Origin of the sequence: Streptomyces sp. RKAG337, from assembly GCF_023701715.1 — a bacterium.
In the GTDB taxonomy this organism is placed as follows: domain Bacteria; phylum Actinomycetota; class Actinomycetes; order Streptomycetales; family Streptomycetaceae; genus Actinacidiphila.
The window spans coordinates 5781327-5804790 of record NZ_JAJOZA010000001.1 but is presented as its reverse complement, the minus strand read 5'-3'; the positions used below and the strand labels follow the sequence as shown (position 1 = coordinate 5804790).

The window sequence follows — 23464 nt, the reverse complement described above, 5'->3', positions numbered from 1 at the left end:
TCGTCAGGCGGCTTCCTTCTTGCCTCTGATCGCCGCCCACAGTCCGTCGCCGACGGCCACCACGGCGATGGCGCCGAGCAACTGCAGCAGGTGCCGGGTCCAGTCGATGCCGCTGGTGTCGTTGACGCCGATCCAGGTCGCCACCGCGTTGCCCAGGATGCTGCCGAGCATGCCGAAGATCGCGGTCAGCCACAGCGGGATGGACTGCTTGCCGGGCAGGATCGCTTTCGCGATCAGACCCAGAACCAGGCCGACGATGATCGCCCACAACCAACTCATGTCACACGCCTCCTCGCGTTCGAGTGACGATGCACTCGTGACGTCAGTCTGATCCGGGGTGGGCTACGCCGCATGTCGGGGGCGTCCATACGCCGTACGACGGGGTCCGCACGCCACTCGCGGGGCGGCCCCGGTCTCGAATGCGGCGGACCCGCGGCGTACCGTGAGAGAGGTCTGGGGCGGGTCCCCGCAACAGAATTCGGTACGGCCCGGTGGGCCGAGCAGGCGGTGGAATGTGACGCGGAAGCACAGTGACGGCGAGGTGTTCCGGATCACCGGAGCCCGGACCGGTCTCACTCAGGATGTACAGGGCAGGCAGCGCCGCTACGTCATCTCGATGCTGGTCCGTACCGCCTCGGTCATCGCGACCGTGACCTTGTGGAACGTCCAGCGGCCGCTGGCCTGGGTCGCGCTGGTGCTGGGCGCGCTGCTGCCCTATGTCGCGGTGGTCATCGCCAACGCGGGACGGGAGAACGCGCCGTCGCTGCCGTCGTCCTTCGTCCCGCCGCCGACCCGGCCGATGCTGGAGCCGGTCGTCCTGGAGGGTCATGTGGAGCCCGGAACGGAATATCCGGAGGGCCCTTCCAGCAGTCGAAACTGAGCCGCACCTGGCCGGAAACCTCAAGAAAAGCTCAGATCAATCATGAGGATCCACTCCTCGACCGGGGTGCACGCGTGACATACTTCGTACGCGCTCCGCATCCCCCGTCGGAGCGACGGACCGACGCCGGGCGGCTCCCCCCGTGGCTGCCCGGCGTCGCCATGTTTACTGGCAGCCATGAACGACGTGACGCCGATCTGCTCGGCCAAGGGCTGCCGCACCACCGCCGCGTGGGTGCTGGCATGGAACAACCCCAAACTGCACACCCCGGACCGCCGGAAGACCTGGCTCGCCTGTGACGAGCACCGGGAGCACCTGTCGCAGTTCCTGGATCTGCGGGGGTTCCTGAAGGACGTCGTGCCGTTCGCGGACTGGCAGGACCCGGCGAACCCCGCGGACCCTGTCACGCCGGCGGATCCGGCCGAACCGGGGGGTCCTGCGGCGTCCTGATAGCGGACGGAACCGCGGTCCGGCCCGCCTGGCCCGGGGCCGGGCCGGGGCCGTACCGCGGGGCCGGACGGGTCCTAGCCGCCGATCGCCGACATCGGGCGGTCGGGCTGCAGGAACGACGGGTCGTCGAGCCCGGAGCCGGCCTTCTTGCCCCACATCGCGGTCTTCCACAGCGCGGCGATCTCCGCGTCGTCGGCACCGGAGCGCAGCGGGGCGCGCAGGTCGGACTCGGTGCGGGCGAAGAGGCAGTCGCGGACCTGGCCGTCGGCGGTGAGCCGGGTACGGTCGCAGGCGCGGCAGAAGGGGCGGGTCACGGAGGCGATGACGCCGACCCGGGCCGGGCCGCCGTCCACCAGCCAGCGTTCGGCGGGGGCGGAGCCGCGGGCCCCGTTGGGCTCGGGGGTGAGCGTGAAGCGGGTCCTGAGGCTCTCCAGGATCTCTTCGGCGGTCACCATGTCGCTGCGCTGCCAGCCGTGCTGCGCGTCCAGCGGCATCTGCTCGATGAAGCGCAGCTCGTAGTCGTTCTCGACGGCCCACTGGAGCAGGTCAGGGGCCTCGTCGTCGTTGACCCCGCGCATGAGGACCGCGTTGACCTTGACCGGGGCCAGGCCGGCGGCGCGGGCCGCTTCGAGCCCGCCGATGACGTCATGGTGGCGCTTGCGGCGGGTCATGGCCTGGAAGACGTCGGGGCGCAGGGTGTCGAGGGAGACGTTGACGCGGTTCAGGCCGGCGTCGCGGAGCGCGGCGGCGGTGCGTCCGAGGCCGATGCCGTTGGTGGTCAGCGAGATCCGGGGGCGCGGTTCGAGGGCCGCGACGCGTTCGATGATGCCGACCAGGCCGGGGCGCAGCAGCGGCTCGCCGCCGGTGAAGCGGACGTCCTTGACGCCGAGGTCGGTGACGCCGATCCGTACCATCCGGACGATCTCGTCGTCGGTGAGCAGCTCGGGCTTGGCCAGCCACTGCAGGCCCTCCTCGGGCATGCAGTACGTGCAGCGCAGATTGCACCGGTCGGTCAGCGAGACCCGCAGATCGGTGGCCACGCGTCCGTAGGTGTCGATCAGCACGCGTTCCGCCTCCCTCGCGGGCACCAGGTGCGCCCGCCACTCCAGCTTAGGACCACGGTGACCCACCGCGTATCGCCGCAGCGTACGCGATGGGCCCCACAATGCAACAGTTTGTTGAACCCGTGGTCACCGGTGGTGGACGGCCGGTCAGTGGGCTCCGGCGCCGGTCATGGAGCGGACCTCCAGTTCCTTGTACTTCTCGAGGTCCGGCTCCTCCTTGGACAGGACCGTGCCCAGCCAGCCGAGCAGGAAGCCCAGCGGGATGGAGACGATGCCCGGGTTGCCCAGCGGGAACCAGTGGAAGTCCATGCCGGTGAAGAGGGAGTCGGCGGCGCCGGAGACGACCGGCGAGAAGATCACCAGGACGACCGAGGAGACCAGGCCGCCGTAGATCGACCAGGTCGCCCCCGAGGTGGTGAACCGCTTCCAGTACAGGCTGTAGAGGATGGTCGGGAGGTTGGCGGAGGCGGCCACCGCGAAGGCGAGCGCCACCAGGGCCGCCGCGTTGAGTTTGGTGGCGTACATGCCGAGCCCGATGGAGACCGCGCCGATCGCGACCGCGGCGATCTTGGCGGTGATCACCTCGTTCTTCTCGCTCACCTTGCCCTTGCGGATCACGTTGGCCCACAGGTCGTGCGCGAACGAGGCCGACGAGGCGAGGGTGAGGCCGGCGACGACGGCGAGGATGGTGGCGAAGGCCACCGCGGAGATCACCGCGAGCAGGATCGCGCCGCCGGTGGTGCCGGGGCCGCCGCCGACGTACTCGGCGAGCAGCGGCGCCGCGGTGTTGCCGGACTTGTCGCTCGCCTTGATCTTGGCGGCGCCGACCAGCGCCGCCGCGCCGAACCCGAGCGCGATGGTCATCAGATAGAACCCGCCGATGATGCCGATCGCCCAGTTCACGGACTTACGGGCGACCTTCGCGGAGGGCACGGTGTAGAAGCGCACCAGGATGTGCGGCAGTCCGGCGGTGCCCAGGACGAGGGCCAGGCCCAGCGAGATGAAGTTGATCTTGCTGGTGCTGTCGACGCCGTACTTGAGGCCCGGCTCCAGGAACTTGTGCCCCTGGCCGCTCTTCTCGGCCGCGGCGCCCAGCAGCGTGGACGGGTTCCAGTGGAACTTGTTGAGCACCAGGATCGTGATCAGCAGGGTGCCGAGGATCAGCATCACGGCCTTGATGATCTGCACCCAGGTCGTGCCCTTCATGCCGCCGATCGTCACGTACAGCACCATGACGATGCCGACCAGCGCCACGATCAGCCGCTTCGGGCCCTCGCCGGTGACACCGAGCAGCAGCGAGACCAGGGCGCCCGCGCCGACCATCTGGGCCAGCAGATAGAAGATCGACACGACGATGGTCGAGGTGCCGGCGGCGGTGCGCACCGGGCGCTGGCGCAGCCGGTAGGCGAGCACGTCGGCCATGGTGAAGCGGCCGGCGTTGCGCAGCGGTTCCGCGACCAGCAGCAGGGCGACCAGCCAGGCGACCAGGAAGCCGATCGAGTAGAGGAAGCCGTCGTAGCCGACGAGGGCGATGGCGCCGGCGATACCGAGGAACGACGCGGCGGACATGTAGTCGCCGGAGATCGCCAGACCGTTCTGGAACCCGGTGAAGCCGCGGCCGCCCGCGTAGAAGTCGGTGGCGTCCTTCGTCTGGCGGCCGGCCCAGACGGTGATGCCGAGGGTGATGACGACGAACACGGAGAAGAGCGTGATGATCAGGGTGCGGTGCTCGGACGCCGCCGCCTCGGCCGCCAGGTTGATCGTGCCGGTGGTCATGAGCGGTCCTCCAACGTAGCGTCGTTCTCCAGCCGCGCCCCGGGAACCTCGGCCGCCGGGTCGGCACCGACCGACGTGGTGCCGTTCTCCAGCCGCGCCTTGAGGGCCTCGGCCCCCGGGTCGAGCCGGGCACTCGCGTACCTGGCGTATATCCACGCGATGAGGAACGTGGTGAGGAACTGCGCGAGGCCGAAGACGAAGGCCACGTTGATGTTCCCGACGACCTTGGTCGCCATGAACCCGCCCGCGTAACTCGACAGGAGTACGTACAGCAGGTACCAGGTGAGGAAGGCGACGGTGACCGGGAACGCGAACACCCGGTAGGAGTGCCGTAGTTCGCCGAATTCCGGGCTCGCCTCGACCTCGGAGTACGAAGCGGGGGTCGGCGGGCCCGGGGTGGCGGACGGTGGTGCGGGGTCCACGGTGCCTCCATGAGTGATCTGCGTCACGTCGATGATCGGAGACCGCATGTTAGAGGGGTGACGGCGGGTGTTCAACAGGCCCTCGGTGAAAACTGCCGCCATCCGGATCAGGGCCGACACCGGGACCGGGGCGCTTCGTTGTACAGAGCGCCCAGCACCGCCACGAAGCGGCCCGGACGCGGCCGTGACGCAGCACCGAGGACATCGCCCGTGAACACCCCGCCGAGTTCCCCGCCCCCGGGTCCGCACCGACTGCCCTACGGGGCCGTCCGGTTGACCGTCCCGGTGGCCGCGGCACCACGGCCGGCCGGCCGCGCGGCGCCCGGGCGGTGGTACGGACCGCGGGTGGTCATACCGCTGTTGAGCATCGAGGCGCTGCGGTCCGGCCACGGCGGTGGCTGACGCGCCACCGCTTCGAACGGGAATCCGGTAGGAATCCGGGATTTCCACCGCAATCCATTGATGGCGCCACCGGTACGACGATAGCTTCCATCGTCATGTACCCGTCCAACGGCAACCGTGCCGTCAGGGCGGGTCGTTGGACGATTGGAGATCCCATGGTTCCTCTTCACAGACGGTCCGGACGGCGCCGCGTGCTCGCGGCGACCGTCGGGATGGCGCTGGCGGCAGCCGTCGCCGTACTGCCGGGCGCCGCTTCGGCGTCGGCGGCGGACAGTACGGTGGCGGCCGACGGCCCGCTGCTGTCCTACGTGGTCAACACCAGGGTGGACCACGGCACCGTCAAGAGCGTCGAACGCGCGATATCCCGGGCCGGCGGCCAGGTGGTCATCTCGTACGAGAAGATCGGCGTCATCGTCGTCCACTCGGCGAACCCGGGCTTCGCCGCCGCGATACGCAAGGCCCATGGAGTGCAGACCGCGGGCGCCACCCGCACCGCCGCCATCGCCCCCGCCTCGACCACCGAACTGGGCGCGCCGGAGCGGCTCACGGCCGCGCAGGTCGCCGCGGCCACCGCGGCCAACGCGAAGGCCGGCACCGCGCAGGAGCCGCTGGAGGCGAACCAGTGGGATCTCGTGGCCATCAAGGCCGACCAGGCCGCGAAGATCAACCCGGGCAGCCGGAAGGTCACGGTCGGTGTCATCGACACCGGCATCGATGACACCCACCCGGATCTCGCCGCGAACTTCTCCGCCTCGCAGTCCGCGAACTGCGTGGGCGGAGTGGCCGACACCACCCCGGGCGCCTGGCGCCCGTACGACCCGGCCAGTGACTACCACGGCACGCATGTGGCGGGCGAGATCGCCGCGGCGCGCAACGGCATCGGCGTGGCCGGTGTCGCGCCCAACGTCAAGGTCGCGGCCATCAAGGTCAGCGACCCCGTCACCAGCCTGTTCTACCCGGAGAGCGTGGTCTGCGCGTTCGTCTTCGCCGCCGACCACGGCATCTCCGTGACGAACAACAGCTATTACATCGACCCGTGGCTCTACAACTGCCTCGCCGACCCCGACCAGCAGGCGATCGTCGACGCCGTCAACCGTGCGTCGAAGTACTCCGAGCGCAAGGGCGTGCTGAACGTCGCCTCCGCCGGAAACTCCAACGACGACCTGGACTCGAACGCGCTCTCCGACGCGTCCAGCCCGGACGACGGCACCCCGGTCGTCCGCACCGTCGACCCGCACCAGTGCTTCGACATCCCGACCCAGCTGCCCGGTGTCGTCACGGTCTCCGCGACCGGCGTGCAGAACCTCAAGTCGTACTACTCCAGCTACGGCCGGGGCGTCATCGACGTCGCCGCCCCCGGCGGGGACAAGTACCAGATCCCCGGCAGCCCGGACAAGAACGGCCGGATCCTGTCCACCCTGCCCGGCAACACCTACGGATACCTGCAGGGCACCTCGATGGCCAGCCCGCACGTGGCGGCCGTCGCGGCGCTCATCAAGAGCAGGCACCCGCACGCCACGCCCGAGCAGATCCAGTGGCTCCTCAAGGCCGAGGCCGACAACCCCGGCTGCCCGACGGGCCTGTACGACCCGGACGGCAACGGGGTGCAGGACGCGACCTGCACCGGCCCGAAGCGGCTGAACAGCTTCTACGGGTACGGCATCGTCGACGCCCTGGACGCCGTCACCAAGTAGCCGTCACCAGGTAACGGCTGCCGATGACGCCGGGCGGGCCCGATCGATGGGCCCGCCCGGCGTTCGTCGTCAGAGCTTGACGATGACCTTCAGGGCGGTGCGCTCGTCCATCGCCTTGTAGCCGCCGGGGACGCCCTCCAGGCCGACCGCGTGGTCGAAGACCGGGGACGGGTCGATGGCGCCGGACAGGATGTCGGGGAGCAGCTCCGGGATGTAGCTGCGGACCGGGGCGACACCGCCGCGCAGGGCGATGTTGCGGTTGAACATCTCGCCGAGGTCCAGACCGGTGCCGCTGCCGTGCGGGACGCCGACGTAACCGATGGCGCCGCCGTCGCGGGTGATGCCCACGGCCGTCCGCATGGACTGCTCGGTGCCGACCGCCTCGATGACGGCGTGCGCGCCCTGGCCGCGGGTCAGCTCGCGGACCGCCGCGACGGCGGCCTCGCCGCGCTCGGCGACGACGTCGGTGGCACCGAAGGTGCGGGCGATGTCGGTGCGCGCCGTGTGCCGGCCGAGCGCGATGATCCGCTCGGCGCCCAGCCGCTTGGCGGCGAGCACACCGCACAGGCCGACCGCACCGTCACCGACGACGGCCACCGTCGTGCCGGGGCCGACACCGGCGCCGATGGCGGCGTGGTGGCCGGTGCCCATGACGTCGGACAGCGCGAGCAGCGCGGACAGCAGACGGTCGTCGGAGAGCGCCTCGGCGGGCAGCTTGACCAGGGTGGCGTCGGCGAAGGGCACCCGGACGGCCTCGCCCTGGCCGCCGTCGGAGCCGACCGAGCCCCAGAAGCCACCGTGCACACAGGAGGTCGTCAGGCCGTCGGCGCAGTACTCGCACACGCCGTCGGACCACATGAAGGGGGCGACGACCAGGTCGCCCGCCGTCAGTCCCGACACCTCGGAGCCGGTCTCCTCGACCACGCCGAGGAATTCGTGGCCGATGCGCTGCCCGGGCTCCCGGGCCGCCTCGCCGCGGTACGCCCAGAGGTCGCTGCCGCAGATGCAGGCGCGGACCACCCGGACGACGGCGTCGCCGGGCTGCCGGATCGCGGCGTCGGGCACGTCCTCCACCCTGATGTCGAACGGGGCGTGGATGGCGGTGGCGCGCATAGGGGTGTCCTTGCTGCTCAGCTCAATGGGGTGACTTCACGGTACGCCAGCGGTCCGGGGGCCGCACTCCGCGGGTCAGGGCGGGCCAGGGCAGGCCGGCGGGTGCGGGCCCGCGGCCGGTCACCGGCCGGCCGGGATCCCGGGAGCCGCCGCCAGCGCCGCCGCCAGATCGGCCCGCTGCCGGATGCCGAGCTTGCGATAGGTGCTGGTCAGATGGGTCTCGACGGTCCGGCGGGCCAGATGCAGCAGCTCCGCAATCTCCCCGTTGCCGTGGCCCGCGGCGGCCAGTTCCGCTATCCGCCGCTCGCTGCCCGTCAGGGCGCCCGTTCCGGTGTGCGGGATCCGGCGCGGGCGGGCGCCGCCGTCCCGCAGCGCCTGCCGCGCGAGCCGGGCCAGCCGTACGGCGCCGAGCCGCTCGGCGCGCGCGGCGGCCTCCCGCAGCACGTCGCGGGCCTGCCCTGAGCGCCCGGCGGCGGTCAGGGAGCGGCCCAGGCCGAGCTGCGCGGCGATCAGTTCCGGCTCGGCGGCCGGCTCCTCGCGCAGCCGGGTGACGGCCTCCTCGAGCAGTTCGATGCCGCGCCGGCCGCCGGTGACCGAGCCGAGCGCGCGCAGGGCGCGCCCCTCGGTGCGGGCCGTGCCCCAGATCCTGGCCAGCCGCAGCTCCTCGGTGGCGAGCGGCACCGCCTCACCGGCCCGGCCGGTCCGCACCAGGCTGTCGGCGGCCGCCGAGCGCCAGGCGGTGACGACCGGGCTCACCACACCGCGGGCGACCTGCCGCCGGCCGCAGTCGGTGAGGTCCTCCAGCGCGCCCGCGTCGTCGCCCCGCGCCGCCCGCAGCAGCCCGCGCGCGTACAGGAACTCGCACCACTGCCAGGAGTGGTCGGGGCCGGGGCCGGCGAGCCTCGCGGCGAGCCCGGCCGCCTCGTCGAGCCGGTCGAGTTCGGTGAGCGCGATCATGGTCTGGGCGCCGACGTGGACGTTGGCGGCGGGGTCCTGGTCGTCGACGAGCCGGGCGAAGTCCCCCCGCATGACGGCGGCCTCGGCCCGCACGCTCACCAGGCACTCGTGGCCGGGATGCAGCACCGGCTCGCCGAGCGGGATCCGGTCGGCGTACCGTTCCGCCTCGTCCAGCAGGTCGGCCCACTGCGCGACGGTGGCGACCGACCCCAGGACGTACGGCTCCAGCAGCGGGTCCACCGAGCCGTGCGTGAGCAGTGGACGCACCTGCTCCCAGGCCTGTTCCGCCGAGAGCAGCCCGGCGGCCGACTCGTACTCGGTGAGCATCATCTCGGCCATCGGGTCCGGGTCGCCGAGGTGCCGCAGCCGCAGCAGTTCGGAGATCATCTGCCGCCAGCTCTCCCCGTCGTGCGAGGCGATGAGCGCGGTCGCCGCCTGCACCGCGCTCAGCAGGTCCGGGCGGCCGGCGAAGCCGTCGGCGAGTTCGCGCAGCACGGCGATGGCGGCCGGCACCTCGCCGTGCGCGGCGAGCGCCGTGCCCAGCGCGCTGGCCACCCGCACCCGGCCGTGCCCGTCCTGCTGCACGCGCAGCGCCTCGGCGAGCCGCCGGACCCCGGCCGCCCGGTCGATCCGGACCTCCAGACAGCCCAGTTCGGTGAGCACGCTGCCGCGCCGCTCGGTGGTGAGGGGCTCGTCCAGCGCCCGGCGCAGATGGGCGACGGCCTGCGGCACGCCCTCGGGTTCCGAGCGGCTCTCCTGCGCGGCGGCGAGCAGCACATCGGCCGCCCACGCCTCGCCGACCGGCGGGACCGGCAGCAGATGCCCGGCGACGGCGCCGGCCCGGTCGCCGCGCTCGTGCAGCAGCCGGGCCGCGGTGCGGTGCGCCGCGTCCCGGCGCTCGCGGGGCAGGGTGTGCAGCACCGCGTCGCGCAGCAGCGGGTGGGCGAACCGGGCCGGCCCGCCGGCCTCGCCGTGTCCCGCGGCCAGGAAGCCGTGGTGCCGCAGTGCGGCGGCCCAGCCGGCCAGCCGCGCGGGATCGGCGGTCTCCGGCTCGCCGCGCGCCGGCCCGGCGCCGACGTGACCCGGCACCGTGAAGCCCTTCCGCCCGGTGCGCCGGCGCTCGCCGCGCTGCCATTCGGCCAGCAGGCCGAGCGGGTCGTGCTCGTCCTGCACCAGAGCGAGCGCGCAGCCGGCGTCGGCGGTCTGCGGGCCCGCCGCGGCCAGCAGCCAGGCGACGGCGTCGGCGTAGGCACCGGGGTGCAGTTCGGCGACGCTCGACGGGGTGCGCTCCGGCGGGCCGCCGGGGTGCAGCTCGGCCAGGTCCTGCAGCAGGGCGTGCAGCAGCAGCGGGTTGCCCGCGGTCGCCGCGGCGAGGCTGGGCGGCGGGTCGCCGCCGAGCCGTTCGCGGGCGATCGCGTCGACGGACGGCCCGCTCAGCGGCGGCAGCCGCACGGTGTGGACGAGGGAGGGGGCCAGGCCCCAGGCGATGCCGCGCGGGGCCGGCGTCATGTCGTACTGGTGACGCTCGGTCAGGATCAGCAGGACCGGCAGCCGGTCGAGCCGGGGCACCAGCCGGCCGAACCAGCCGCGGGAGGCCGGATCCGCCAGGTGGATGTCGTCGACGGCCAGCGCGAGCGGTATGCCGCCGGGTGACAGGTCGTCGATGGATGTGGCCTCGGGGGCGCCGTCCAGCAGCCGCCGCACGACGGCCGGCACGCTGCCGGCGTCCTGGTCGTGCTCGGCGCAGCGGGTACGGCGGACGTCCAGGCCCTGCCGCCGGGCGAGTTCGGCCGCGGCGTCCAGGAGGGCGGTCCGGCCGCTGCCGGTGCCGCCGCGCACCACCAGCAGGGCGCCCGCGCCCGCCTCGGCCCGTTCCGCGAGGCGTGCCGCGACGGCCAGCTGGCCGTCCCGTTCGCGCAGCCCGAACTGCTCCCCCACCGTGGCCACCGCACCCCTTCCGCCGCCGCGGTCCCAGGATATGCCGTGGTGTTGTCGTGGTTGATCTCGTGGTGGTCCACGATGGCCGGGCACCCCCGCCCCGGGCACTGTGGAGCCTGTAGCCGATCCACCGGGGGAACCCTCATGCACAGGCCGAGCCTGCCCACCGCGGTAAGCCTGGCCGTGCTTGCCCTCTCAGTGTTCGTGCTGGTGACGGCGGGCGGCGGCGCCAAGGACGCCGCACGTCCGTCACCGACCCAGGTTCCACCCGGGCCCACCTCCACGGCGCGGCCCGGCTCGGCACTGTCCGCCCTGTTCAGGACGGTGTCATCGCGCTAGACCGCGGCACACCGCGGTCCACCCGGTCTTCCGGCGGCGGGGTTCTCCCCCGTATTCCCCGCCGCCGGAGGTAACACCCGATCCACCGCCACCGGCACCGTCGGAGTCACCAGACGCGGACCGAACCTCCCGGTGCGAACGCCGGGCTGGTCGCGTCGGCGGGCGGCTCCTTCAGCGGCTCGGCGATCTCCGCCACCGTGGGGCCGGACTTCGCGGCGACCGCGTCCAGCAGCCCGAGGTCGAAGCCGTAGACGCGGGCCGCGTTGCCGCCCACCATCGCGGCGACCTCCTCGGCCGGGAGCCCGGCGAACGCGATCCGCAGCCCCTCCCTGGTGTAGGGATACGTGCCCTCGTCATGGGGGTAGTCGCTGCCCCACATGATCTTCTCCAGGCCGATCCGGTCGCGCAGCGGCACCTCGTGGGGGCGCATGAAGCTCGCCCCGACGAAGCAGTTGTCCCGCCAGACGGCCTGCGGGCCCTTGCCCATGGCGGCCGCCAGCCCGGTGCCGAACTTGGCCTCGGCGGTGGCCGCCCGGGTCGCGGCGCTGACCAGCCGCCCGTGGTAGTACTCCAGCATGTCGAGCACGGCGGGTATCCACCCCGAACCCTGCTCGGTGAGCACCAGCCGCAGCCCGGGGTGCCGCTGGAACGCCCCGCCGAAGATCAGGTGCCACAGCGCCCGGTGCGAGAACCACGTCGTCTCGACCATGAACACCGCGCGGGCCGCCGGTTCGTCGCCGAGCGGCGGGGAGGCCGAGCCGCCGTGGTGGTTCACCGGTACGTCCAGCTCGTCGCAGACCGCCCAGAGCGGGTCGTACACCGCCGAGTACAGCTCGGGGACGCCGGAGCCCGGTGGTGCGCCCGGCAGCAGGATGCCGCCGGTCAGCCCGTGCTCCTTGGCCCACCGCACCTCGCGGACCGCCGCGTCCACATCGTTGAGGAGGATCTGGGCGACGCCCGCGCGCCGGCCGGGGGCCTGCGCGCAGAAGTCGGCGAGCCACCGGTTGTGGGCCCGCAGCCCGGCCCAGCGCAGCTCGAACTCCTCCTTCGAGGGCGCGGGGGCCAGCAGCGAACCGCTGGGGAAGAACGGCGGCACGGTGTTGGGGAAGACGACCTCGGCGACGATGCCGTCCGCCTCCAGCTCCGCGAGCCGGCGCCCGGAGTCCCAGTTGCGCGGCGCTTCGGGGGCGATCAGGTCCTCGTACGGATTGACGTACGTGGCCGCCCACGCGTCGAACTCCTCGTGGTGCCGGGCCGCCAGGTACGGCCGGTAGTCGAGCAGGTCGGCGCCGGCGTGGCAGTCCGCCGAGATCACCGTGTAGCGGTCGTCGGGCCCGGGTCCGGGTCCGGTGGGTGCCGTCATGTGCCCGCCTCCATCCCCACGTACGGGAAGTCGTGCCCGGTCAGCCAGTGCCGTCCGGTGTCGCGGGCGCGCGCCCAGGACGCCTCGACGGCCGACTGGTCGTCCGGCTGGCCCAGTTCGGCCGGGGTGGGGCCGATCCGGCGGGCGATCGGGGCCAGTGCCGCGGTGTCGAAGCCGAAGGCCTCGGCGGCGGCCAGCCCGAGCATCTGCCGGGTCTCGGTCACCGGAATGTCGTGGAAGGTGTTCTTCAGCCACTCCCGGGTCGCGGGCCAGGTGCCCTCCGGGTGCGGGAAGTCACTGCCCCACAGGATGTTGCCGACCCCGATCTCGTAGCGCTGGGCCAGCTCGCGGCGCTTGGTGTTGGTGGCGCAGATGAAGACCTGGCGGTCCAGGTACTCGCTCGGCGGCCGCTTCAGCTCGGCGAACGGCGAGAGCTTCTTGCCGCCGTGCGCGCCGAGGTAGAGCCGGTCCATGAACCACAGCTGGTTCGGCAGCCACCAGCAGCCGGACTCGGCGATGCCGAACTTCAGCCCGGGGAAGCGCTCGAAGACCCCGGCCCACAGCAGGAACCACAGCGGCCTCGACGGCCAGAACGTCACTTCGCTGACGTAGATGCCCAGATGGTCCCCGTACTCGTGGTGCGGGGCCGATCCGGAGTGGGTGACGACCGGCATCTCCAGCTCCTGCGCCACCGCCCACACCGGGTCGTAACGGGCGTCGTGGTACGCCGCCTTGTCGACCCACCGGGCGGGGATCATCAGGGCGCCGAGGCCGGACGCCTTCGCCCTGCGGACCTCGGCCACCACCGCGTCCACGTCGCCGGTGATGGGCAGCAGCGCCACCCCGCAGCGGCGTTCCGGGCTGCGTTCGGCGCAGAATTCCGCGAGCCAGCGGTTGTGCGCCTGCGCGCCCGCCATCCCCAGGGCGGGGTCCTGGTCGCCGGAGAGCCCGAGGCCCACCCCGAAGGGCGCGGCGGTCTGGCTGTCGACGGCGTCGGCGTCCGGGAAGACGACCTCGGCCGCCACCCCGTCACCGTCGAGCTCCTTGTCGCGCTGCGCGCTGTCCCAGCCGCCGCGCAGCCCCTCCTCGTTGTCGCTGAACCACTTCTCCGCGAACGCCTCGTTGCGCACCCCGAGCCGCGTCATCGCCTCGCGGCGCGCCTGGCGCTGCCCGAGGAACTCGTCGAAGTCCGCGTGGAACCTGCTGTCGAGATACGGCCGGTACTGCTCCGTCGGCAGGCCTGCGTGGCAGTCCGAGGAGATGATCAGGTACGGATCCGTCATGGTGTCTCCTGTCCCCTCGTTCAGTCGAGAATGAAGTTCTCCAGATAGCCCGGGTCGGCCCGGTCGAGCATCGACTGCGAGCGCGCCCTGATCTGGGCGTCGGTGCGGTCGCTGTCGGGGAGCAGCCAGAAGCGGCCGGCTCTGATGCCGTCGGCCACGAAGCCGGCGACCTCCTCCACGGGGGTGAACGCCACCTCGTGCCCGGCCTCCTTCATCGCGGCCTCCCACTGGTCGAGGCTGCGGTACGGGGTGCGGCGCGGGGCCGACTTGGCGTACCGCTCGGGCCGGTTGCGGTGCGACTCCCACAGGCCGGTGCGGAGCATGTGGGGGCCGGGGAAGAGCACGGAGGCGCCGATGGCCGCGCGTTCGGCCTTGAGATGGGCGTAGAGCGACTCCGTCATCGTCACCACCGCGGCCTTGGTGACGGCGTACACGGAGGCGGTCGGCAGCGGGGCGATCCCGCCGTCACCCGAGGACGTGTTGACGACGTGCCCCGGTTCACCGGCCGCGAGCATCCGGGGCAGGAACGCCTGGATGCCGTGGAAGACGCCCCACACGTTGACCGAGAACGCCCACTGCCAGTCCTTGGGGTCGTGCTCCCACATCCGGCCCTCGGCCCCGGAGCCGACCCCGGCGTTGTTGCACAGCACATGGACGGCGCCGAAGGCCTGGTACGCGGCCTCGGCGAGGGCTTCGACGGAGGCACGGTCGCTCACATCGGTGAGCTGCCCGACGGCCTCGGCGCCGTTCTCCCGCAGCCGCCCGACGGCCTTGTCGAGCGCGCCCTCCTCGACGTCGGCGAGGACCACCTTCAGCCCGTCCGCGGCGAACCGTTCCGCCATGGCGTAGCCGATGCCGCTCGCGGCGCCGGTCACCACGGCCGTCTGTCCGGCCAGCAGGTCCATCAGGCCTCCCGGTGGGGTGCGTCGAGGAGTTGCTGGACGTCGTCGTAGCGCTGGTGGATGTAGGGCAGCAGCGCCTGTGCGCTGACCCGTTCGACGACCTGGCCCGACTGGTCGCTGGTCTTCTCACCGATGGTGATCTCGACGAGCCGGCGCACCGTGAGGTCGGCGACCGGGTCGTACGACGACTCGCGCAGCACCACGCTGCCGGTCATCGCTTCGAGCTTGCGCACCCGTTCGTGCCGGGTGCAGCGCACCAGCACCGGCTCGCCGTCGAAGCCGTCGCCGTCCACGGCGGGGAGGAACTTGAAGTAGAAGTCGGTCTTCTCGGTGACTCCCGGCAGCGGCAGCGGGCCGCTGACCGCGCCGGCGACCTCGACGAACGCGATGCCGTGCCGGGCGAGTTTCGCCATCACGACGTCGCCGACCCGCTCCACGGTGACCTCGCCGAGCTTCTTCGGTTCGCCGAAGACCTCCCGGCCGCCGATCAGCGCCCGTTCGGTCGTCATCGGCATCACCAGCGGATACCAGCCCTCGACGCCGTCGTAGCGTGCCGAGACCGCGACCGAGCCGGCGCCCAGCGGGTGCCCGAACAGGTCGACGCGGCTGATGTTCACCCGCACCAGGGGCCGTTCCCCCGGCTTGAGCGGCGGCGGCAGGACCTGCGCCACCACGTCGGGGTCGGTCTCCCAGACCGCCACCACCCCGGTCGACCAGATGTCGGGTAGCTTCCCGCCGGCCGCCTTCGCCGCCTGCATCTCGGCTTCGCTCCGCGGGCCGTACCGTACTCGCGCCATGTCGTGCCGCCCTTCGTTCATGTCAGTCACACGGGTGCGTCATGAGAGATTCGGGACGAGCTCTGTAACACAGTTACACCGACGCGCTCGAAGGGTAAATAGGCGTGCACGGTCCACAATGGGAGCACCATGCCGCGCACCGCCCTGACCCGCGACGACGTACTCGACGCCGCTGCCGCACTTGTCCGGCAGCTCGGCCCCGAGGCGCTGACCATGCGCAAGCTCGCGGCCGAACTGGGCACCGCGGTCACGTCGATCTACTGGCACGTGGGCAACCGCGAATCGCTGCTCGACGAGCTGGTGGCCCGTACCGTGCGGGAGATGGGCGCCATCGCGCCCACCGGCCGCGGCCCGCTCGACCGGGTGCTGTCCATCGCCCGGGCCCAGCGCCGGATGCTGCGCGACCGGCCGCATCTGATCGCGATGGTGCACGAACGCGGCCTCACCGAGCTGATGTTCCTCCCCGCCCAGCAGGCCCTGGTCCATGAGCTGCACGACGCGGGGCTGCGCGGGGCACGGGCCGCCGAGGCGCTGCGCGCCATCGAGTTCCACGTCATCGGCTTCGTCCTGGTCGAACGCAACCGCGAACGTTCCCCCGCCCAGAGCCCCGCCGAACAGGACTTGTGGGACACCGCCGCGGCCGGCCACGACCCGGCGCTGGCCCGCGCGCTGGCCGCCCCGCCCGACCCCGAACGCCTCTTCACCACCACCACGCGCGCCCTGGTCGGCTCCCTGCTGTGTGTCTGAGTGTCAGCGGCGCCCCTTATTCTCAATGACCATGCTGGACAACCGCACCGAGCCGACCGCCTCCCCGTCCCCGTGGCCCGCCGCCTACCCGGACGGATATGCCGTGGTCGACGTCGAGACCACCGGTCTCGGCCGCGACGACCGGATAGTGTCCGCCGCCGTCTACCGGCTGGACTCCCGGGGCGAGGTCCAGGACCACTGGTACTCACCGGTCAACCCGCTGCGCGATCCGGGCCCGGTGTGGATCCACGGACTGACCAGCGCGATGCTCGCCGACGCCCCGCTCTTCCCGGAGATCGCCGCCGAGCTCGCCGAGCGGCTGGCCGGCCGGGTGCTCGTCGCGCACAACGCGGTCTTCGACTGGTCGATGCTGGCCCGTGAGTACGCGCGGGCGAAGTCCACCGCCCCGGTCGAGCAGCGGCTGTGCACGATCGTGCTGGCCAAGGAGCTCCGGCTGCCGCTGGCCAACCACAAGCTGGAGTCGCTCGCCGCGCACTACGGCGTCGTCCAGCAGCGCGCCCACCACGCCCTGGACGACGCCCGGGTGCTCGCCGAGGCGTTCCGCCCCAGCCTGCACCTGGCGGCCGCGGCCGGGCTGCCGCTGCCGCTGCACGCCTGCCGGCCGCTCACCGAATGGACCGAGGGCAGCGTGCCGGCGGCCCGCCCCGCGCCGGCCGCCGGTTCGTACGGCTCCTACCGCCCCAGCAGCTGGCGCCCGGCGCGCAAGCGGCCGTCCTGCCCGTACCCCAACCCGGGCCGGATGGCGCCCGAGGGCCCGCTCGTGCAGGGGATGCGGGTGGCGTTCTCCGGTGACACCGGGATCGACCGCGAACTGCTGGAGGACCGCGCGACCGACGCCGGGCTGCATGTCGCGTCCAGCGTCAGCCGTGTCACCAGCCTGCTCGTCACCAACGACCCGGACTCCCCGACGAGCAAGGCCGCCAAGGCCCGCGCGTTCGGCACCCCCGTCATCGACGAGCGGCGCTTCGCGGAGCTCCTCAAGGCGGTGACCCCGGCGCCGGGGGTACACGGCTGATCGAGTGGCGCGGCGGCGACGCGCCCGGCCACCTGTTGCCCACCGCGCCCGCGCCGCGCAATCTGTGCCCCATGGCCCGATGTGAAGTGTGCGGAAACGACTACGTCATGAGCTTTGAAGTGCACGCCCAGGGTGCGGTGCACGTCTTCGACAGCTTCGAATGCGCCATCCACCGCATGGCGCCCATCTGTGAGCACTGCCGGGTGCAGGTCGTCGGCCACGGCGTCGAGGCCGACGGCCGCTGGTACTGCAGTGCGCACTGCGCCAAGGCGGAGGGCGTGCACGGTCTCGTCGACCGTGTCGGCTCCGTCCCCAGCTCCTGATCCGTCCCCCACCGACCCCCTACCGGCGGGCACCCCGCGACCGAGTACGGTCGTGGGGTGTACCGCTTTCTGCTCTCCCGCCAGTGGGTGATCCTCACGCTGCTCGGCCTGGTCATGATTCCCACGATGATCAAGCTGGGCTACTGGCAGTTGCACCGTCACGAGCACCGGGTGGCCAACAACCACCTGATCAGCCAGAACGTCAAGGCCGCCGCCGTCCCGGTCGAGCGGCTGGCCGCGCCCGGCAAGGCCGTACCGCGCAAGGACCTGTACCGGTCGGTGAGCGCGACCGGTCACTACGACACCGCGCACGAGGTCGTCGCCCGCCAGCGCACCGCGGCCGACGGGCAGAAGAACGGGTACCACGTCATCACCCCGCTGGTGCTGGACGACGGCCGGGCGATCCTGGTGAACCGCGGCTGGATCGACGCCGACGGCGGGCTCACCGCGCTGCCGAAGATCCCGGCCGCCGAGTCCGGCGAGATCACCGTCACCGGGCGGCTGCGCCCCGACGAGACGAGTTCCAGCACCGGGATCAGGAACAAGAGCGGGCTGCCGGACCGCATGATCATGCTGATCAACTCCACGGATATGGCGAAGACCAGTGCGCAGCCGCTGCTCGGCGGCTATCTGGAGCTGGCCACCACGTCGCCCAAGCCCTCCGGCGCCCAGCCGGAACTGATCCCCGAGCCGGACGACTCCAGCATCGGCCCGCACATGGCCTACGCGATCCAGTGGTGGCTGTTCTCGGCGATGGTCCCGGTCGGCTGGGTCATCCTGGTGCGCCGCGAGCGCAAGGAGCGGGTCACCGGGCAGGAGTCACGGAAGAGCGTTCCGGTCGCGGTCTAACGGCGTCCCCGGCACGCTACGAGCAGGAGTGTGGACGAAAGGCGGCCCCGTGCCAGGACTGATCGAGGACTACGCGCTCATCGGTGATCTCCAGACCGCGGCGCTGGTCGGCAAGGACGGCTCCATCGACTGGCTGTGCCTGCCGCGCTTCGACTCCGCCGCGTGCTTCGCGGCGCTGCTCGGGGACGAGGAGAACGGCCAGTGGCGGATCGCCCCGGCCGGCGCCGACCAGTGCACCCGGCGGGCGTACCGCGGTGACACCCTGGTGCTGGAGACGTTCTGGGAGACCGCCACCGGCATGGTCAAGGTCATCGACTTCATGCCGCAGCGCGACCGCGCCCCCGATGTCATGCGGATCGTGGAGGGCGTCTCCGGCACCGTGCAGATGCGCAGCGAGCTGCGGCTGCGCTTCGACTACGGCAGCATCGTGCCCTGGATGCGGCGGGCCGACGGCCACCGCATCGCGGTCGCGGGGCCCGACTCGGTCTGGCTGCGCAGCTATCCGCCGCAGCTGCCCATGTACGGCAAGGACTTCTGCACCTACGCCGACTTCTCCGTGTCGGCGGGCGAGAGCGTCGCCTTCGTCATCACCTGGCACCCGTCGCACGAGACCCGGCCGCGCCGGATCGACCCGTACAACGCGCTGGAAACCAGCATCGAGGACTGGGAGAAGTGGTCGGCGCAGTGCACCTACGACGGCCCCTGGCGGGAGGCCGTGCTGCGCTCCCTCATCACCCTCAAGGCGCTGACCTACGCGCCGACCGGCGGTATCGCCGCGGCCGTCACCACCTCGCTGCCGGAGGAGATCGGCGGGGTGCGCAACTGGGACTACCGCTTCTGCTGGCTCCGCGACGCCACTCTGACGCTCAACGCGATGGTCTCCAGCGGCTACCTCCAGGAGGCCGCGAAGTGGCGGGACTGGCTGCTGCGCGCGGTCGCCGGGGACCCCGCCGACCTGCAGATCATGTACGGGATCTCCGGTGAGCGGCGGCTGCCCGAGTACGAGGTGCCGTGGCTGGAGGGGTACGAGGCGTCCGCCCCGGTCCGGATCGGCAACGCCGCGGCCGGGCAGCTGCAGCTCGACGTCTACGGCGAGGTGCTCGACTCGCTCTACCTGGCCCGGAACAGCGGGCTCTCCGACGACAAGCACGCCTGGAGCCTGCAGCGCGCCCTGATGGACTTCCTGGAGTCCAACTGGCGCGAGCCGGACGAGGGCCTGTGGGAGGTCCGCGGGCCGCGCCGGCACTTCGTGCACTCCAAGGTGATGGCGTGGGTCGCCGCGGACCGCGCGGTCCGCACCCTGGAGGCCCAGCCGAAGCGCGGCGGCGACCTGGCCGGCTGGCGCGCCATGCGCGACCAGGTCCATCTGGAGGTGTGCAAGCGCGGCTACGACAACGAGCGCAGCACGTTCACCCAGTTCTACGGCTCCACCCAACTGGACGCGGCGACGCTGCTCATCCCCCAGGTCGGCTTCCTGCCCTCCTCCGATCCACGGGTGATCGGCACGGTCGACGCGGTGCGCAGGGAGCTGAACCACGGGGGGCTCGTCCGCCGCTACACCCTGGACGAGAAGGCCGTGGACGGCCTGCCCGGCGACGAGGGCGCCTTCCTGGCCTGCTCGTTCTGGCTGGCCGACGCGCTGCACACGACCGGCCGCGAGCGGGAGGCCCGCGAACTGTTCGGGCACCTGCTGAGCCTGCGCAACGACGTCGGGCTGCTCGCCGAGGAGTGGGACCCGGTCTCCCGCCGCCAGCTCGGCAACTTCCCGCAGGCCTTCAGCCACATCGGGCTCGTCAACACCGCGCTGAGCCTGTCCGGAGTCCGTAAGGGAGCATGAGCGCATGGATCTGGGACTGAAGGACCGGGTGTACGTCGTCACCGGCGCCACCCGCGGGCTGGGCATGGCGGCCGCCCGTGAGCTGGCGGCCGACGGCGCGAAGCTGGTCGTCTCCGGGCGCTCGCAGGAGTCGGCGGACGCGGCGGCCACCGCGCTGGGCGGCCCGGGGAACACGATCGGGATGGCCGCCGACAACACCGGCGCGGACACCCCCGACCGGCTCATCGGCGCCGCCCGCGAGGAGTTCGGCCGGCTGGACGGCGTACTGATCAGCGTCGGCGGCCCGGCCGTCGGCCTCTCCGAGACGATCACGGACGACCAGTGGCGGGACGCGTTCGAGACGGTCTTCCTCGGCGCGGTACGGCTCGCCCGGGCCGCCGCGGCGGCGCTCGGCGAGGGCGGCGTGATCGGCTTCGTGCTGTCCGGGTCGGTGTACGAGCCGATCCCCGGCCTGGCCGTTTCCAACGGGCTGCGGCCGGGGCTGGCCGGATTCGCCAAGAACCTCGCCAACGAGCTGGGCCCGCGCGGCATCCGTGTCGTGGGGCTGCTGCCCTCCCGGATCGACACCGAGCGGGTGGCGCAGCTCGACGCCCTCAGCGGCGACGCGGCGGCCGCCCGCGCCCGGCACAGCGCCGCCATCCCGCTGCGCCGCTACGGAACCCCGGAGGAGTTCGGCCGGGCCGCGGCCTTCCTGCTCTCCCCCGCCGCCTCGTATCTGACGGGCGTCATGCTCCCGGTCGACGGCGGCGCCCAGCACGGCTTCTGACGGACGGCGTACGACGCCCGGCGCCCGGGGCGCCGGTCAGTTGACGCGGCTGGCGCGGTGCTTGACGGCGCGCAGCCGCGCCTCGGCCGGGAGGTGGTCGAGTCCCGCGGAACCGCCGGCGCGCTGCAGGATCTCGGTGTCCAGCCGGGAGACGACGGTGTCCGGGGCCGCGTGCGGCGCCAGGGCGAGGGTGAGGCGCGCGCGGGGCGCGGAGCGCTTGCCGGTCAGCACGGCGCCGGCCCGGTCCACCCCCTCCAGCGCCTCGGTCTCGGTGACCAGGACGTCCTCCAGGGCCCGGCCGCGCAGGACGGCGTCCTGGCCGTCGCGGCTGTCGATGCGCAGCTGGCGCAGCCGGTGGCTGCGGAACTGGGCCAGGAACCACCACAGGGCCGTCAGCACCAGCACCCCCAGGGCAGCCATGACGGTGGGCCACCACCAGCCGTCGCCGCGGTAGCGGGTGCGGTCCCGGGCCGTGAGGAGCACGTCCTTGGGGCCGTCGAACGGCCACCGGTCCGGCAGGGTGAATCCCCAGCGGCGCTGCAGGTCCAGGCTGCCGACCAGCACCGCGAGACCGGCGATCAGCAGGAGCAGGCCGGTCAGGGCCAGCAGGGTCCGGTTGAGGGAGCTGCGCATCGGCGGATCAGCCCTTCTGGGCACGCTGGACGTGGACGCCCAGGCTGGGCGGGCGGGCCAGCCCGAGTTGGACGACGCCCTCGGCCAGGGCGGTGTCCAGGTCGGCCCGTACTTCGTCCAGGTCACGGAAGTGGGACGCCGCGCGGGCGGTGATGCGGCGGCGGCCGACGCGGACCCGGACGGTGTGCACGCCGGAGACCTCCATCGCCCGGTCGCGCAGCGTGAGTTCGGCGGCATGCCGGTCCAGCCCCGCGCGCACCCCGGTGATGCTGCGCCGCATCGGCAGGATGTCGCGCAGGCCGGGGGTGACGGCCAGGACGATCAACCACAGACCGATCACCGCGGCGGCCGCGGCGGCGGTGATGACGAGCGCGTTGTCCAGCGGCCTGGTGGCCAGTTCGTGGGCCAGCCGCGGCCGCCAGCTCATCGCGGCGCGGTCGGTGCGGACCGCGGCGATGTCGTAGAGCAGGATCCCGGCGGCCCCCAGCACCACCAGCGCGGTCAGCGCCGACGGCACCCGGCGCTCCGACCAGAACCGGGCCGCGCGGCCCGCCGGCGGCTCGGCGGGGCGTTCGGCGGCGGACCCGCCGGATCCGTCGGGCTCGTCCGGCTCGTAGGGCCCGATGACCGGCAGCTGCCGTGTCGTGCCCTCGGGTTCGGGTTCCGTACCGGTCCCGGTCACCGCACCCTCCCCTCGCTCTGCCGCCGCGCCGTCGCGGAGTGCAGCCGCTCGATCTCGACGGCGACCTCAGGTACCTCCATACCCGTCAGCGACGTCACCCGGTCCGCGACATGGCGGCGCACCGAGCCGCAGACCGCCCCGAGATCACCCGGATAGCCCAGTTCCACCGACAACCGCACCCGGGCGCTCTCCTTGCGCACCGAGACCGACGCGTGCGGCGTACGGTCCGGCGGCACGAGCCCGTGCTCCGGGACGTCCGCGAGCACCTCGGACGCGGCCCGCGCGGCGATCTTCGCCACCACCCGGTCCGCGATCCTGAGCGCGCCCCGCTCCGCGGCCGGCAGGGTGACCGGGGCCGCAGCGGCCATCACCGCCGCCGGTCGCGGCTGCGGAAGAACTCTCCGGGCTCCAGATCGCCGTCCACGAACTTCCCGGCAACGAACCCGACCGCGCCGAGCGCGGCCACCAGCAGGAACGCGCCGAACCCGCCGAAGTACCCGGCGAATCCGAGCGCCATGCCCACGATCAGTCCGACCAGCGACATTCTCATCGTCCGCTCACCGTCCTCGCCTCACCGCTGTCGCCGGCACCGCCGGCCGCCGTCCCACCCGTCCGCGGGGTCGTCACTGGACCCTCTGCTCGCGGTCGTCCTCGTCGTCCTCGTCCGGCAGCTTCACGTCGCCGACCGCGACATTGACCTCGACGACCTCAAGGCCGGTCATCCGCTCGACCGCGGCGATCACGTTCTCCCGCACCGCGCGGGCCACTTCGACGATGGACACCCCGTACTCGACGACGATGTCCAGGTCGAGCGCGGTCTGCACCTCGCCGACCTCCGCCTTCACCCCACGGGTGACGGACTTGCTGCCGGGCACCCGGTCGCGCACGGCGCCGAAGGTGCGGGCGAAGCCGCTGCCCATCGCGTGCACGCCCAGCACATCACGGGCCGCCAGCCCGGCGATCTTCTCGACCACTCCGTCCGCGATGGTGGTCCGGCCGCGGGTAGCGGGGTCGCCCAGCGGCGCCCGCCGGCCGGGCGTCCCGGCACCCGCGCTCGTGCCCTTCTCCAATGTCCTGCCCTCGCCCACGGAATCGGGGCCCTCCGGCTCGGACAGGTTGCGCTGTGCCGCCTCGGTCATCGCGAGTCGTCCCTTCGTCTGGGCTGCTCCGTGCACCACACTATGTGCGCATGCCCTGCCGCGCCGTGGAGA

24 protein-coding genes are annotated in these 23464 nt (G+C 72.6%); 9 read left to right on the top strand and 15 right to left on the bottom strand.

Annotation, left to right across the window (positions count from 1 at the left end):
* Positions 1-3 precede the first annotated feature (3 nt).
* Positions 4-279 (bottom strand): GlsB/YeaQ/YmgE family stress response membrane protein, encoded by a 276-nt coding sequence (locus LNW73_RS25755; protein WP_138354976.1) that lies wholly within the window; start codon positions 277-279, stop codon positions 4-6.
* A gap of 235 nt (positions 280-514) precedes the next feature.
* Here LNW73_RS25755 and LNW73_RS25750 point away from each other — a divergent pair, with 235 nt between their 5' ends.
* The gene (locus LNW73_RS25750) at positions 515-880 is read left to right on the top strand and encodes a DUF3099 domain-containing protein (RefSeq protein WP_250975251.1); all 366 of its coding nucleotides are present in this window, start codon (positions 515-517) and stop codon (positions 878-880) included.
* Positions 881-1057: 177 nt separating this feature from the next.
* Complete coding sequence (locus tag LNW73_RS25745; RefSeq protein WP_250975252.1) at positions 1058-1330, top strand: hypothetical protein; 273 nt, start codon at positions 1058-1060, stop codon at positions 1328-1330.
* A 74-nt stretch (positions 1331-1404) separates the two neighbouring features.
* Here LNW73_RS25745 and moaA read toward each other — a convergent pair whose 3' ends face one another.
* From moaA to LNW73_RS25730, 3 genes are all read right to left on the bottom strand, one after another.
* Positions 1405-2394, bottom strand: coding sequence for a GTP 3',8-cyclase MoaA (gene moaA, locus LNW73_RS25740; RefSeq protein ID WP_250991529.1), 990 nt, complete (start codon positions 2392-2394; stop codon positions 1405-1407).
* 147 nt (positions 2395-2541) lie between these two features.
* Positions 2542-4170 (bottom strand): solute symporter family protein, encoded by a 1629-nt coding sequence (locus tag LNW73_RS25735; protein WP_250991528.1) that lies wholly within the window; start codon positions 4168-4170, stop codon positions 2542-2544.
* Entirely contained in the window at positions 4167-4640 is a 474-nt protein-coding gene (locus LNW73_RS25730; RefSeq protein ID WP_285391602.1) for a DUF485 domain-containing protein, read from the bottom strand. The genes LNW73_RS25735 and LNW73_RS25730 overlap by 4 nt, the downstream gene beginning before the upstream one ends.
* Positions 4641-5149: 509 nt before the next feature.
* Here LNW73_RS25730 and LNW73_RS25725 point away from each other — a divergent pair.
* Entirely contained in the window at positions 5150-6688 is a 1539-nt protein-coding gene (locus LNW73_RS25725) for a S8 family peptidase (protein ID WP_250991527.1), read from the top strand.
* A 69-nt stretch (positions 6689-6757) separates the two neighbouring features.
* Here the strand turns inward: LNW73_RS25725 and LNW73_RS25720 are convergent, their stop codons facing one another.
* The 6 genes from LNW73_RS25720 to LNW73_RS25695 form a co-directional block, all read right to left on the bottom strand.
* On the bottom strand, positions 6758-7801 hold the full coding sequence (locus LNW73_RS25720; RefSeq protein ID WP_138354984.1) for a zinc-dependent alcohol dehydrogenase family protein: 1044 nt from the start codon (positions 7799-7801) through the stop codon (positions 6758-6760).
* A 120-nt stretch (positions 7802-7921) separates the two neighbouring features.
* Positions 7922-10705, bottom strand: a complete 2784-nt coding sequence (locus LNW73_RS25715; protein ID WP_250991526.1) for a LuxR C-terminal-related transcriptional regulator — start codon at positions 10703-10705, stop codon at positions 7922-7924.
* Positions 10706-11141: 436 nt separating this feature from the next.
* Positions 11142-12398, bottom strand: a complete 1257-nt coding sequence (locus tag LNW73_RS25710; protein WP_250975259.1) for an amidohydrolase family protein — start codon at positions 12396-12398, stop codon at positions 11142-11144.
* Entirely contained in the window at positions 12395-13681 is a 1287-nt protein-coding gene (locus tag LNW73_RS25705; protein WP_250975260.1) for an amidohydrolase family protein, read from the bottom strand. Before LNW73_RS25705 ends, LNW73_RS25710 begins: the two co-directional genes overlap by 4 nt.
* Before the next feature lie 20 nt (positions 13682-13701).
* A complete protein-coding gene (locus LNW73_RS25700) occupies positions 13702-14586 on the bottom strand; it encodes an SDR family NAD(P)-dependent oxidoreductase (RefSeq protein ID WP_250991525.1) in 885 nt (294 codons plus the stop codon).
* A complete protein-coding gene (locus tag LNW73_RS25695; RefSeq protein WP_250980103.1) occupies positions 14586-15380 on the bottom strand; it encodes an acetoacetate decarboxylase family protein in 795 nt (264 codons plus the stop codon). Before LNW73_RS25695 ends, LNW73_RS25700 begins: the two co-directional genes overlap by 1 nt.
* Before the next feature lie 129 nt (positions 15381-15509).
* Here LNW73_RS25695 and LNW73_RS25690 point away from each other — a divergent pair, with 129 nt between their 5' ends.
* The 6 genes from LNW73_RS25690 to LNW73_RS25665 all read left to right on the top strand — a co-directional run bounded on the left by LNW73_RS25690 (position 15510) and on the right by LNW73_RS25665 (position 20938).
* Entirely contained in the window at positions 15510-16127 is a 618-nt protein-coding gene (locus LNW73_RS25690) for a TetR/AcrR family transcriptional regulator (RefSeq protein WP_250975262.1), read from the top strand.
* A gap of 31 nt (positions 16128-16158) precedes the next feature.
* Entirely contained in the window at positions 16159-17163 is a 1005-nt protein-coding gene (locus LNW73_RS25685; RefSeq protein ID WP_250975263.1) for a DEDDh family exonuclease, read from the top strand.
* Between the two features lie 71 nt (positions 17164-17234).
* On the top strand, positions 17235-17486 hold the full coding sequence (locus tag LNW73_RS25680; RefSeq protein ID WP_250975264.1) for a hypothetical protein: 252 nt from the start codon (positions 17235-17237) through the stop codon (positions 17484-17486).
* Between the two features lie 57 nt (positions 17487-17543).
* Positions 17544-18335, top strand: coding sequence for an SURF1 family cytochrome oxidase biogenesis protein (locus tag LNW73_RS25675; RefSeq protein ID WP_250991524.1), 792 nt, complete (start codon positions 17544-17546; stop codon positions 18333-18335).
* A 28-nt stretch (positions 18336-18363) separates the two neighbouring features.
* The gene (locus LNW73_RS25670) at positions 18364-20172 is read left to right on the top strand and encodes a glycoside hydrolase family 15 protein (protein ID WP_308407729.1); all 1809 of its coding nucleotides are present in this window, start codon (positions 18364-18366) and stop codon (positions 20170-20172) included.
* 4 nt (positions 20173-20176) lie between these two features.
* Positions 20177-20938 carry an SDR family oxidoreductase gene (locus tag LNW73_RS25665; RefSeq protein ID WP_250991522.1) on the top strand — a complete coding sequence of 254 codons (762 nt, stop codon included), beginning with the start codon at positions 20177-20179 and terminating at the stop codon, positions 20936-20938.
* Positions 20939-20974: 36 nt separating this feature from the next.
* On the opposite strand, the gene amaP is transcribed toward LNW73_RS25665, so the two are convergent.
* The 5 genes from amaP to LNW73_RS25640 all read right to left on the bottom strand — a co-directional run bounded on the left by amaP (position 20975) and on the right by LNW73_RS25640 (position 23392).
* Positions 20975-21571 (bottom strand): alkaline shock response membrane anchor protein AmaP, encoded by a 597-nt coding sequence (gene amaP, locus LNW73_RS25660; RefSeq protein WP_250991521.1) that lies wholly within the window; start codon positions 21569-21571, stop codon positions 20975-20977.
* A gap of 7 nt (positions 21572-21578) precedes the next feature.
* Entirely contained in the window at positions 21579-22253 is a 675-nt protein-coding gene (locus LNW73_RS25655) for a DUF6286 domain-containing protein (RefSeq protein WP_250975269.1), read from the bottom strand.
* Positions 22250-22621, bottom strand: coding sequence for an Asp23/Gls24 family envelope stress response protein (locus LNW73_RS25650; protein WP_250975270.1), 372 nt, complete (start codon positions 22619-22621; stop codon positions 22250-22252). The genes LNW73_RS25655 and LNW73_RS25650 overlap by 4 nt, the downstream gene beginning before the upstream one ends.
* The gene (locus LNW73_RS25645) at positions 22621-22803 is read right to left on the bottom strand and encodes a hypothetical protein (protein ID WP_138354999.1); all 183 of its coding nucleotides are present in this window, start codon (positions 22801-22803) and stop codon (positions 22621-22623) included. Before LNW73_RS25645 ends, LNW73_RS25650 begins: the two co-directional genes overlap by 1 nt.
* A gap of 73 nt (positions 22804-22876) precedes the next feature.
* A complete protein-coding gene (locus LNW73_RS25640) occupies positions 22877-23392 on the bottom strand; it encodes an Asp23/Gls24 family envelope stress response protein (protein ID WP_250975271.1) in 516 nt (171 codons plus the stop codon).
* Positions 23393-23464: the final 72 nt, after the last annotated feature.

What these genes read in the sequence shown, in the direction of transcription:
- LNW73_RS25645 (WP_138354999.1), bottom strand. Translation starts at nt 22,803, where the DNA reads ATGAGAATGTCGCTGGTCGGACTGATCGTGGGCATGGCGCTCGGATTC.
- LNW73_RS25755 (WP_138354976.1), bottom strand. Translation starts at nt 279, where the DNA reads ATGAGTTGGTTGTGGGCGATCATCGTCGGCCTGGTTCTGGGTCTGATC.
- LNW73_RS25705 (WP_250975260.1), bottom strand. Translation starts at nt 13,681, where the DNA reads ATGACGGATCCGTACCTGATCATCTCCTCGGACTGCCACGCAGGCCTG.
- LNW73_RS25685 (WP_250975263.1), top strand. Translation starts at nt 16,159, where the DNA reads ATGCTGGACAACCGCACCGAGCCGACCGCCTCCCCGTCCCCGTGGCCC.
- LNW73_RS25695 (WP_250980103.1), bottom strand. Translation starts at nt 15,380, where the DNA reads ATGGCGCGAGTACGGTACGGCCCGCGGAGCGAAGCCGAGATGCAGGCG.
- LNW73_RS25680 (WP_250975264.1), top strand. Translation starts at nt 17,235, where the DNA reads ATGGCCCGATGTGAAGTGTGCGGAAACGACTACGTCATGAGCTTTGAA.
- LNW73_RS25650 (WP_250975270.1), bottom strand. Translation starts at nt 22,621, where the DNA reads ATGGCCGCTGCGGCCCCGGTCACCCTGCCGGCCGCGGAGCGGGGCGCG.
- LNW73_RS25710 (WP_250975259.1), bottom strand. Translation starts at nt 12,398, where the DNA reads ATGACGGCACCCACCGGACCCGGACCCGGGCCCGACGACCGCTACACG.
- LNW73_RS25640 (WP_250975271.1), bottom strand. Translation starts at nt 23,392, where the DNA reads ATGACCGAGGCGGCACAGCGCAACCTGTCCGAGCCGGAGGGCCCCGAT.
- LNW73_RS25730 (WP_285391602.1), bottom strand. Translation starts at nt 4,640, where the DNA reads ATGCGGTCTCCGATCATCGACGTGACGCAGATCACTCATGGAGGCACC.
- LNW73_RS25720 (WP_138354984.1), bottom strand. Translation starts at nt 7,801, where the DNA reads ATGCGCGCCACCGCCATCCACGCCCCGTTCGACATCAGGGTGGAGGAC.
- amaP (WP_250991521.1), bottom strand. Translation starts at nt 21,571, where the DNA reads ATGCGCAGCTCCCTCAACCGGACCCTGCTGGCCCTGACCGGCCTGCTC.
- LNW73_RS25665 (WP_250991522.1), top strand. Translation starts at nt 20,177, where the DNA reads ATGGATCTGGGACTGAAGGACCGGGTGTACGTCGTCACCGGCGCCACC.
- LNW73_RS25745 (WP_250975252.1), top strand. Translation starts at nt 1,058, where the DNA reads ATGAACGACGTGACGCCGATCTGCTCGGCCAAGGGCTGCCGCACCACC.
- LNW73_RS25700 (WP_250991525.1), bottom strand. Translation starts at nt 14,586, where the DNA reads ATGGACCTGCTGGCCGGACAGACGGCCGTGGTGACCGGCGCCGCGAGC.
- LNW73_RS25725 (WP_250991527.1), top strand. Translation starts at nt 5,150, where the DNA reads ATGGTTCCTCTTCACAGACGGTCCGGACGGCGCCGCGTGCTCGCGGCG.
- LNW73_RS25690 (WP_250975262.1), top strand. Translation starts at nt 15,510, where the DNA reads ATGCCGCGCACCGCCCTGACCCGCGACGACGTACTCGACGCCGCTGCC.
- LNW73_RS25735 (WP_250991528.1), bottom strand. Translation starts at nt 4,170, where the DNA reads ATGACCACCGGCACGATCAACCTGGCGGCCGAGGCGGCGGCGTCCGAG.